Source organism: Skermanella sp. (genome assembly GCF_059503625.1).
In genome coordinates, this window is record NZ_JCACHA010000735.1 from 1 (window position 1) to 10,665 (window position 10,665).

The 10,665-nt window shown below is 56.1% G+C and carries 6 protein-coding genes and 1 pseudogene; 5 read left to right on the forward strand and 2 right to left on the reverse strand.

The annotated features are described in order from the left end of the window. Positions 1-273: 273 nt before the first annotated feature. The 4 genes from AC5JJ6_RS25045 to AC5JJ6_RS25060 are packed head-to-tail and all read left to right on the forward strand — an operon-like array spanning position 274 to position 7,032. Positions 274-1,482: a toll/interleukin-1 receptor domain-containing protein gene (locus AC5JJ6_RS25045; protein WP_496044672.1), complete on the forward strand. Its 1,209-nt coding sequence runs from the start codon at positions 274-276 to the stop codon at positions 1,480-1,482. After that, entirely contained in the window at positions 1,479-2,318 is an 840-nt protein-coding gene (locus AC5JJ6_RS25050) for a hypothetical protein (RefSeq protein WP_496044673.1), read from the forward strand. Before AC5JJ6_RS25045 ends, AC5JJ6_RS25050 begins: the two co-directional genes overlap by 4 nt. A gap of 32 nt (positions 2,319-2,350) precedes the next feature. Further along, complete coding sequence (locus AC5JJ6_RS25055) at positions 2,351-2,734, forward strand: hypothetical protein (RefSeq protein ID WP_496044674.1); 384 nt, start codon at positions 2,351-2,353, stop codon at positions 2,732-2,734. A gap of 59 nt (positions 2,735-2,793) precedes the next feature. Next, positions 2,794-7,032 carry a TIR domain-containing protein gene (locus tag AC5JJ6_RS25060; protein ID WP_496044675.1) on the forward strand — a complete coding sequence of 1,413 codons (4,239 nt, stop codon included), beginning with the start codon at positions 2,794-2,796 and terminating at the stop codon, positions 7,030-7,032. Here AC5JJ6_RS25060 and AC5JJ6_RS25065 read toward each other — a convergent pair. Further along, positions 6,998-8,167, reverse strand: coding sequence for a hypothetical protein (locus AC5JJ6_RS25065; protein ID WP_496044676.1), 1,170 nt, complete (start codon positions 8,165-8,167; stop codon positions 6,998-7,000). The two genes, AC5JJ6_RS25060 and AC5JJ6_RS25065, sit on opposite strands and share 35 nt — an antisense overlap. Before the next feature lie 570 nt (positions 8,168-8,737). Between AC5JJ6_RS25065 and AC5JJ6_RS25070 the strand changes: the two are divergent. Beyond that, positions 8,738-9,382 (forward strand): annotated as a pseudogene (locus AC5JJ6_RS25070) (IS1 family transposase); the annotation flags it as partial. A 689-nt stretch (positions 9,383-10,071) separates the two neighbouring features. On the opposite strand, the gene AC5JJ6_RS25075 reads toward AC5JJ6_RS25070, so the two are convergent. Then, on the reverse strand, positions 10,072-10,665 hold a 594-nt coding region (locus AC5JJ6_RS25075; RefSeq protein WP_496044677.1), incomplete at its 5' end, for a hypothetical protein.

A 10,665-nucleotide genomic window follows, 5' to 3' on the forward strand; every position in this document is an offset into this window, starting at 1 on the left:
ATGGCAGGCGCGGCAGTGCTTCAAGCGCCGCCAGGTAGCGGCGATGGTCGTATTCCCTGCTCTTGTTCACGATGCCAACCACTTCAAAGGCAATAACGCAGCCGATCAAGCGTCGAGCCATAAATGCCGCATAGCCTTATCGATAAGTTTAAAATCCGACGGCGCATTCATTGATCTTTCGTCTGCGCACTATCTTTGATTGTGAATACCCTTGATATTATGGTTGCAATCAGTTTACTATCCTTCAGCATGGTTGGTTGGATTTGTTAGTGCATGATTCATCGCCCAAGATTCCGCATTGAGGTCGTCTGGCACCCGAAAAGCGAAATAGCCGCTTCCGTCGCCCACGCGATCTTCCGTCATTTCTATCGTGATCACGATGCAGGGCTTGATCACGGACTCGGCTTGGAGGTCTTTTTCCGTAGCGCTCCAGCGCGAGGACTGACGGTTCCGCTGAATATTGCCTTAGGTCCGGATGATTGCGTCGCGATAGTGCCGATCATCGACGACACAGCGCTGCTCGATACAACTTGGGTCAGCTATCTGAACGGAGTCGGTGAAACCGCCGTCAATGCTGGCAGCCGTGCGCGCCTTTTCACCGTGAACATGACCGTCTCCAAGAATCTCCCAGAAAAGTACATTCGCCCGCAGGCGGAAAGGATAAGCGCGGCAAAACGCATGGACAAGGCAGGCCTCACCCAGCTTTGCGCCGAACTCGCCCATGGCTTCTGCCGCCTGCTGCGTCCTTGGGCCGAAGCGTTGGAAAATGGGGACGCAATTCCACCGACATCCGGCAAAGACCCGCCGGTCAAGATCTTCATTAGCCATGCCAAGGTGGATGGCGCGCTGCTGGGGGAAGCGCTACAATCTTACTTGCATAGCGAGTCCCGTTTGCACACCTTTTTTGATAAAAATTCCATCCAGTTGGGCGAAGACTTCGACGGCGCCATTAGGGATGAAGTGGGCGATAGTGCCGTGCTCGTTGTACTGACCGATGCGTTCGCGGGACGGGAGTGGTGTCGCATTGAGGTCTTGGAAGCGAAGAGCAAGGGCGTTCCGATTGTGGTGCTGAATGCCGTGCATCAAGGTGAAATTCGCAGCATGCCCTACCTCGGCAACATTCCCGCAATTTGCTGCCCTATACCTTACGGCCGTTTGAACAAGGCCATAGCGGACGAAGCAATTAAGTCGTACGGCTTCCAAGCCGTCGCGAAGCTGCTTGATGAAACATTGCGTCACTTGGCATGGCGAGCTTCATCAGATCGGTTGCTCGATCTTGCGAGTTCCAATGATACGCGGCTGATGGCTCGGTCGCCGGAACTGTTGACAGTTCTGGCACATACACATGTGAAGCACATCGTCTACCCAGATCCGCCGCTGGGGAACGCGGAGAGGAAAGTCATAAGCTCGCTTTTGGGAACAACGGAACTCTCGACACCGTCCGAACTGTTGATCCGGAACTCCCTTGGGGTAGCGCCATGACGGACCTGTACGCCAGTTTTCAGCCGTTGCTTGCGCTTTCGATTTCCGACTCACCTGATGCCGACGGGCTGGGGCTCAGCGCCAAGCATCAGAGCGCGACCGTCGTGGATATCGTTCGACTGGGACTGTCAATGGGTATCGCCTTCGGCTATGGTGGCGACCTTCGCCGGGGCGGTTACACGGAATTACTGGCTGAAACGATCAGGCGATACAAACGGGATACGAAGGCCGAGCCTCTGGTAAATTTTCTGCCCTGGTATATTCATGCTGCCTGGACCCGGGACGAAGTGAAAGAGCAGCTCGCGGCATTGGAGTCGGCGGCGCTGGTGCTATTCCTCGACCAGGACGGCACGCCCCGACAGGACGATTACCGTCTCGCGGCGGCGTCCGTTAACACCGCATCATTCGACGCGGCTTGCAAGGCTCAAAGCCTGTCCGGCATGCGTCGAGAGATGCAACGGGCCTGCAGGGGACGGATCGCGGTCGGTGGAAAAGTCAATGACTACTCCGGATTGATGCCCGGCATCTTGGAAGAGGTGCTGGTATCACTGGATCAGGGCCAACCGGTCTACCTGATCGGCGGGTATGGCGGTTCAGTACGTGATGCGGGAAAAGCGATTTTAGGCGATTCGGTTTGGCCGGAGCGGCTGGATGAGGAGAAGGGACCTGGCTATGATGACATCATCGGCAAACTGGCGGCCGTCGGTCCGGACGGGCTGAACAATGGTCTCACCGAGCAGGAGAATCGTGAGCTGCTGGGAGTATGGCGCGGCTCGGAGGCGGCGGCCCTCATCCTGCGAGGCCTTCAGAGGAGCGGTCTGCTGGTGAAATCCTGATTAATGCTCCAGTGAGGTAGCTCACGGAAGCCGTGCAAACATTCTACCATCGTGCTGACCCGCACTTGTTGAAACGCAGCTTTGTGGATGCGCAGGTCTGTTGGCCTATCATGCACGTCGAAGAAGCGTGGCAGTCCGTGTCTGCTGTGGAGCCAATCACTAATCGCATTCGCGATCCGTTCACCATCTTCATCGTATTCCGAGTGGCTGAGGAAGATTTGGACCTTCGTGAGGTAGGCTTCGAATACCACCTCTTCTTCGACATGATGATTGAGGTATTCGAAATAGTGACGCAGCATCCGGCAGAACTCGTAGGTGAGTTCGCGGATCAGCCGTCGCTGTCGCTCGTTGGGGGAACCGGTCTATTGGTTCCAGCGCAATACATCTTTTTCAATAAAATTCGAGAAAATCCATGATAACCACAGAATATAACAAGTATATCGGTCAATCTCCTAAGATATTGGATAGCAAGAGAATGACAGATGTTCTTGATTTCTGGCTCTGTCTTGAGTTTTTGGCGCCCCCACCGTTGGACAAGGTTAATCCTAAACTGAATATTTGGGATGCCACCCGCACAGAAGAGCTTCCGTGGAATCAGTCCGGCCGCCGAGAAAGGATACGCCCAACTCAATCAAATAAGGAATGGCGGTTTTCCGTTCGCTTCGGCGTGCTTTCCATGCCGGACTTGTTAGAGGAGTTGGCCGTGCTCCTGCAGGTCGATGATGAGGAAACGAGCAACACACGCGGGGAAACGGCCACAATCATAATCGACACCGATGCCTCCGGTCGCCCGATCGGCAGCGTTGCTTTCTCAAGCTTGCTTTGGGCTATGGGTCGTTTAGTTGCGGCCCGAGAGCGTGATATAGACTTTTCCGGATTTGATGGACAAACCGGCTTCGAGGCTCGCCTCAAGGAAAAGGCCGCCAACTTGCTCATTGAACGGAAGTTGGTTCCTCTACCCAGCGAAGAGGTAAAGAAAGGTGAGCTTCGGCCGTTGGGCGTAGAAGATCTCCGGGCCGTTGAAAAAATGGTGTTCGAGGAGTGCGGCTGGACGCCGATGAAGAGTCTGCGGTCCCTAGTCCGGGTAAAGGCGTTCCAGTGCCAAAAATCTAGGGCAAAGGATCCCACCAACGACATCTTGAACAGTTTCATCGCCGCCGACCTACTTGCGGTGCGCAAGGCCGTTCTGGAGCATAGGGTCGGTGCGGGGCTCAAACAGTACCTACAAGGTAACTTGTCGGAGGGGCGCATCGATCTCCGAACCGAGGCGGGCAGCAGCCATATTCAGGAGAGCACCATGCCCTCCCACCTTCCGATCGGGTGCTGGCCGTCCCGATGGCCGTTAGTGCTAGCGCAGCAGTTCGCGGTCAATCGTATAATGCGCGACCTCATGCCTGAGGCAGGCATATTTGCCATCAATGGACCCCCGGGAACCGGCAAAACGACCCTTCTTCGGGACATCGTCGCCGGAGTAGTGACTGAACGGGCGGAGCACCTATCACGCTTCAAGGATCCCAGGGAAGCATTCCGCGCTGCTCGACAGATCCACAGCAAAGCTCCGGACTACACGGTCTGCGGCCTCCACGGTGACCTGGATGGCTTCGGGATTGTGGTGGCCTCGAGCAACAACGGCGCGGTCGAGAACGTCTCCCGTGAGTTGCCGTCGGCCAAAGCGATCGACGCAGAGGAGTCCGGGGTAAAGATCAGGCTCGACTACTTCGCCGATGTCTCGGACGGATTGGCCGTCTCGGATATCAAGGCTCAAGAGCGTTGCCCAGGAGCGACTTGGGGGACAATTGCTGCCGTTCTCGGTAATACCGAAAACCGGGAGGCATTTGCCACCCGCTTTTGGGGAACGGAGAGCGAGGTTGAGGAATCCAGGGAGAACTTGTCGCGACGCTCCGGTGCGACGCAGCCGTCGCATAGGAAGTTGGAGAACCCTTTTATCTCCTTCCCAGAGGCGCTCGACCGGGAGTTAGCTCGGGACGCCATAAAGCCGTGGGCGCAGGCGCGAGCAGAGTACAGGGCGGCAGTCGACGCCGCCCAAGCCGGGATCGCCCTGCGCCAGCGGCAGGCTGAGTGTGCCAATGAACTGTGGCAAACGAATGTGTTCCTCCATGAATTAGACACGCAAGTCCGAAGCCTGGAAGAAGCACTTGAAGCCGATGAGACCCGCAGCCGTGCCGCCCTGCAGGCAAGTAACCAGGCCACGCAAGTAAGGAACGAGGTGGTCAGAGTCCTGGGTATTCTTCGTCAATATTACTCCGCCAAAGGTGACTTGGAACGGATGGAGGCCATCAGGCCCAGGCCAGAATGCTGTCTGTCTGACTGGGAAACGGCTCTGAGCCAGGCGAAGCAGAAGCACCAAATGGCGCAGGCCGCGGCCGCTGCTGCTCAACAGGAATTCGAAAACCTGCGCCGCTTAGAACCCGGATGGCTCATACGCATTTTTCGCCCTTTCAAGCGCGCGGAGTGGCAGGAGCGATTCGGGAATATGATGGAAATGGTCGCGTTGCGGAAACAAGAGGAAATGGAGGCAGCGGAGGAGAACGTTAGAGCCGAAAAATCACTATCCGACAACAGGATCTGGGCGATGAATCATGCCTCCGCGGTGGAGGCTTTCGTTGCGACGAAGGAGCACGCTAGCGAGATTTGGGACATTATACCGCCACTTCAGGATATCCTCGCCCAAAGCTACGAGACCGAGAGAACGAGCAGGGAAGCCGAGATCGAAGTCGAAGCAGTTGCCAAGTCTCTGGCTCTGACGAGAAGCACCCTCAAGAAGCAGCTCGTCGAGGCAAAACGCCTGCGTGCGTTGAAAGCAGACACTGAGCAGAGACTGGAACGTCTAGGCGTCAGCCGGGAGATGCTTAAAGACTGGGCGGTGTATTCATTGGACGAGAAGGTTAGACAGACGAAAGTACCTTGGCACGATGAGTCACTATGGACCCTGCGTCACAAGGTCTTCATTGCTGCCGTCACTCTGCACAAGTCGTTCCTAGCCGCCAACCGCAACGAGGTGGTCAGCAACCTTCGTTCAATCATAGCGGTGTTGACGGGGAACCCGTTACGCTACTGGGTAGATCCAGAGGATTTGCGGACGCTTTGGAACACCTTATTCCTGGTTGTCCCTGTCGTGTCCACGACCTTCGCATCCTTTGGGCGGATGTTCGACCGTCTCGGCGAAGAGAGTCTCGGTTGGCTTATTATCGACGAGGCTGGCCAAGCCACGCCGCAAGCAGCCGCCGGCGGTATCTGGCGAGCGAAACGTATCGTTGTGGTCGGCGACCCACTGCAGGTTGAGCCGGTAGTCATCATCCCCGAGGACGCTATAGACATGCTGCGCAAGCGGTGTGGGATAGGCGACGAATGGCATCCCATCCGCTGCTCTACACAGGTCCTGGCGGATCGCGCTAACCGCTTTGGCACAGAGCTAGACGGGAAGTGGCTCGGCGCACCACTACGAGTCCATCGTCGGTGCCTGGAGCCTATGTTCAGCGTCGCTAATGCCATCGCCTACGACAACATGATGGTCTACGGCACCATCGGGAAGGATGCTCCGTGGCTCGGCGAGAGCTGCTGGATCGACGTGCCAGCCAGCAACGGAATCGGGCACTGGATACCTGCCCAAGGCGACATGGCAGCTCGGATCATCTGCAGGATCGCAGAGACCACTGGACTGTACAACCTCAATAACGAAGCGAACGTCTATGTCATCTCGCCGTTCAAAAAGGTCGAAGAGGGGCTGCGCAAGCTTCTCATCAAAAAACCCGAAATTCGAGCGGCACTAAGAGCGATTCCTGGTGACGATGACGATGCCAAGTTGGCCCAGTTTATAGGTACTGTACATACATTCCAAGGCAAAGAGGCGCCCGTCGTCATTCTGCTTCTCGGATGCGATCCGGCCCGGCCGAGCGCCATCGCAAGGTACGCCGCCAAAGCACCTAATATCCTGAACGTCGCCCTGACCCGCGCCAAGACAAGGCTCTACGTTATTGGCGACTATCCACAGTGGGCGAAAGCGCCCTATTTTCGCACCTTAGCCAATACGCTGAAGAGTAAGGGACAAGCCCCGGTCAACGCTCAGGTTTTTGCCCGGCATGCCAGCCTCGGTCCATCGTTGACGGATAACCCTTTGACGCCATTTTCGGTTGAACGGTCCGATGCACCGCCGCAAGAATCAGTCAACGCGGTCGTGGAACCTACCGCCGAGACCACACCTATCTCAATCATCAAAATGCAGCCGCAGGTCATATCGGACAATTCGATCATGCCCAGAGGCAGGGCCGGATCTAATCATGAGTATAAAGTCGCATTATCGTTCGCCGGCGAAGATCGCACATATGTTAGGACTGTTGCTACGTCTCTCCGGAATGCGGGCGTCAAAGTATTCTATGACGAATTTGAAGAAGCAACGCTATGGGGTAAAAATCTCTACGAATATTTGAGGTATATTTATGCGGAGTCATCTGAATATACTGTTATTTTTGTGTCGAAAGCCTATGCCCAGAAGCTATGGACCAACCACGAGCGCGAAAGCGCGCAGTCTAAAGCGTTTTTAGCCAGCAGGGAATATATACTTCCAGCCAGATTTGATGATACAGCTATCCCAGGACTACTCAAAACGGTCATGTATGTTGATCTCCGCCAAAAGAGCCCAGAGGAGTTTGCTTTATTGATCATTGAGAGGCTGTCACGAAACGATAAATCATAACATACCAGACTGACGTGGTGAACAATCCGCCCTGTCCCGAGGCGTCTTCAGTCCAGGGTTTCTTATTCGGTTCTACTGGTGCTGCCGGACTTTCCGGTTCCTCCTCCCAATCGGCCTCGGAGTGAGGCCGCAGGATTTCCGGCATCGCGCACGGCAGCACGAAGACGCTGGGGGCACAGCCCGGATCGGCGATTGGGACGCCATCAGGCTTACGAGAAACCCGTCCGACAAAGAAAAACCAGGGACGGACCAGCCCATCCGCAGCTTCGCAGGCCGCCTCCGCGAATTTTAGGAAGTTCTTTTTCTGATCCGAGGTCCAGTTTTTGACGTTCAGCCTGACCTTGTGTTCCATCCGTTCCTTCAGCGGCAGGTCTGGACGATAAAGCGGCACCAGCAGGACGTCGTCGATTATCCTTGGCAGGTTGTCGGGATCAAGTTTGGCATAGAGGATTTGCCGGATATTAGGACTGGCCCCTTCAAGGTCGAGGGTGTGCCGGAACACGGTGCCGTAGGAGTAAGACCCATCACATCCGACGACCCGAAGAGTCTGAACCAGGCGGTCACGGACCGGCGTCGGAATATAATAATCTTCCTCTCCGTCATCGGCGGGCGGTCCCAGCCGGCCCGTGGAGAAGAACCAGCAAGCACAACGCAGATTGGTGTCCGATGCCCGCTTCTGGATATCCTCGCGGATGAAATCCGGCGAGATGTCTTCGCGCATGACCACAGCCGGAGCGGGCGGGGACGGCAGGCGCATTTCAGGCAGGCTTTTGAACTCGATGAAGTTCGGCGGCCTGTTCCTCGCGCGTTCGCCGGGTTCGCTTTCGCCGCCCGATTTGCGCTTGATCTTAGGGTAATCGCACTCCTTCGAGTGCAGTTTTCCCGGCATCAAGCGGAAGTAGGGCGTCAGATTCTGGCTATTCCTGCCGATGCCGCCCAATCGGTTGGCTGCCGTCATGTGAGCGGTGCAGAAATCCGACGGACACTCGAACTGACCGGACAGGGTCTTGGGTCCGAGACGCCGCGACATCTCCGGCAACTGTTCTGAACCCACCACTTTCCCGGTGGGCACGAAGATTGCCGTATCGGTATCATATTTCTGGTCGGAGGCGCCGGAAGCATCGATTTTGTTCATGCTTCGTACATAGGGGTCGCGATATTACGCCGCACCCCCTTGACGCAGGATTCATTTGATCTATAGAGTGATACCGATTCCGATGAGATTAGCACGGTTTGATTGAGCGCTTTCCAATCAGCTGAAGCTGAACAGAAGCGCTCATTCATCAATCCTGATTGGCTCTATTGCGGAATTGGGTCACCTGCCAAAACCCGACCTCCCTGCGATCGCCATCTAGTAGATCGACACTCTCGCCAACCAGCACCAGCGGCTTCACCATATTTTCATGGCCCGGTGGTGCGCGCCCGCGCGCGGGGAATCTCTAATCGGGTTTCGGGGTGGTGGGCAGCAGGGCAGCCAAGAGGGCTCCGAGCAAGGCTTTGCCCCGGCATCTGGCGTTGTGCACGAATTCGAAGAGGGCAAGATAGGAGGGTTTAACGAGCTAATGTCGGATTTTATATAACCTGGAGGCATTCACAGTTTTGCCTTTCGATGGTCCTCTCTCTTCCTCATTGTCCACGATGCGGCAGTCGGCGCCTGATCCGGTACGGCATCGTCGCGGGCCAGCAGCGATAGCGCTGCAGACGGTGCCGCTACCAGTTCACTCGCCTTGAAGGACACGGTACGCCGGAACCGACCAAACGCGCAGCGGTCAGCCTGTACGGCTACGGTCTGTCGTTCAACGCCGTGGCCGACCTGCTCGGCACCACGGCGCAGTCGGTGCTGCGGTGGGTCTGCCTCTATGTCGATCGGTTCTGCACCAAGCCGCCCCCGGGCGAGGCGGTGGTGATCGAACTCGATGAAATGTGGCACTTCCTGCAGCGCAAGGACACCAAGGTCTGGATCTGGAAGGCCTTTGATCGCGCGACCGGACGGCTCATCGACTGGGAGTGCGGCGCTCGCGACGAACGAACCTTCCGGCGGCTGTTCGAGCGCCTCGCCCGCTGGAAAGTGCGCCTGTTCTGCTCCGACAACTATGTCGTTTACCCGCTGGTGCTGGCCGTCGGTGGCCACTACCAAGACAAGGGCGAGACGGTCGCCTTAGAACGCAACAACGGCCAGCAACGGCATTGGACCGCGGCCCTGCGGCGGCGCTCCATTGTCGTTTCCAAGTCCCTCGCGATGATCGAGCGCCGCGTCGCTCTATTCGCCCACCTGCACGTCAATAAGGATGCCGCTCCCGAGATGTACAGGCTGCCAATCCAAACTGGTGAAATCCTCCCACCTGCCTAAAATGCAACATTAGTCCGTTAAACCCTCAAGTATATGGCCCATCTTACAAGAGTGTCAAAATTGGCAAAGCTACATCTTCGCTGAGCGGGACTACCATCTGTTGCATAGGCTAAACTGACGAAAAAAATAATTCTAAACAAAGGCTTATTTGCCATCTGGCAGATTTTCTGAAGAACCTGTGGGGAATGGTTCTTCCCCGCATGACCGTTCTTGCCAATCCGCGTGTAGCTAATTGATTTCCCTGGAAGTTCCGACCCTAATTTACACGCCCACTTGGACATCTATCGAGATTGCCACTTCCCGCAGGCCAGGAATGGTCTCTCCTGTACGGCACCCATACCGGCCGCTTTCAGGCGGAAACTCCACTTATCTCGCTGTACAAATTTCCCGAGCCAGCTCTCTCCCCATGTCTTTACACGATAAAGCCTTGCTGAATGCCCGGAACAATAGCCTGAAAAACCCCTTATCCGGGTTAAGTTAGAGTTGCGGTACAGCCGGGGATGGCAATGACCACCAAGAAGACGAAAGCGCCGTAGGTGACTGCGGTGCTTTCTGATTATCGATAAGCGCCGCAGATAAAACGAAAAGTAGTTACCAGTGTCCTCCGAGAAGCCGAGTCCCTGGGCATCTAACCATCAATGGGGGATTATTTGGCTTCTTAATACATCACCTTCATGGCTTGGGCGCTCTCACTGCCTGTCATCGTCCATCCGATGCGCGAAGTCGCTGTCCAAGCTTTCAATGGTGTCGAGCATCCGCCGTTCCTGCCCCTTGTCCAGCTCCCTAAGGGACTTCTGCGTCACCTTAGGCTTAAGTACTTCGTTGAGTAACTGCTGCACGTCGATCTGCTTCTGAAACCCATTTTTTATGAGGCGCTCGAACATGCCGTCGTAATGGGCGATTGTTGCCTTTTTCTCAGCCAACTCCTTTTCCAGCACGGCGATGCGGCGCTCAGCCTCGGACTCCGGCGAACCGGAAAACCGTGACTTCTTCCCCGCCTTCTCGTCCATCCGGCGCTTGGCTTGGGCCACCCTCGCGTCAACATAGGTGTTGTAGATTTCGTTGTGGCGGTGCATTGACCGGGTGGGACGGCCAGTGAGTTGCTCTAGGATTCCCCAAGTGATTGGCTCGCTCCGTTCGCCAGTCTCGAACTGCTTGATAACGTCAACGATGCGGCTCTTCTCACCCTCCTTGATGTGCGGGGAGCCGCCCGCCCTGCGGACACGACCGTCGACTGTCTTGTAGCCTTTTCGCTTTGGAATGGCCTGGACGGCCTCCTTATC

Coding starts and splice junctions, on each gene's coding strand:
- AC5JJ6_RS25045 (WP_496044672.1), top strand. CDS start 274: ATGATTCATCGCCCAAGATTCCGCATTGAGGTCGTCTGGCACCCGAAA.
- AC5JJ6_RS25050 (WP_496044673.1), top strand. CDS start 1,479: ATGACGGACCTGTACGCCAGTTTTCAGCCGTTGCTTGCGCTTTCGATT.
- AC5JJ6_RS25060 (WP_496044675.1), top strand. CDS start 2,794: ATGACAGATGTTCTTGATTTCTGGCTCTGTCTTGAGTTTTTGGCGCCC.
- AC5JJ6_RS25065 (WP_496044676.1), bottom strand. CDS start 8,167: ATGAACAAAATCGATGCTTCCGGCGCCTCCGACCAGAAATATGATACC.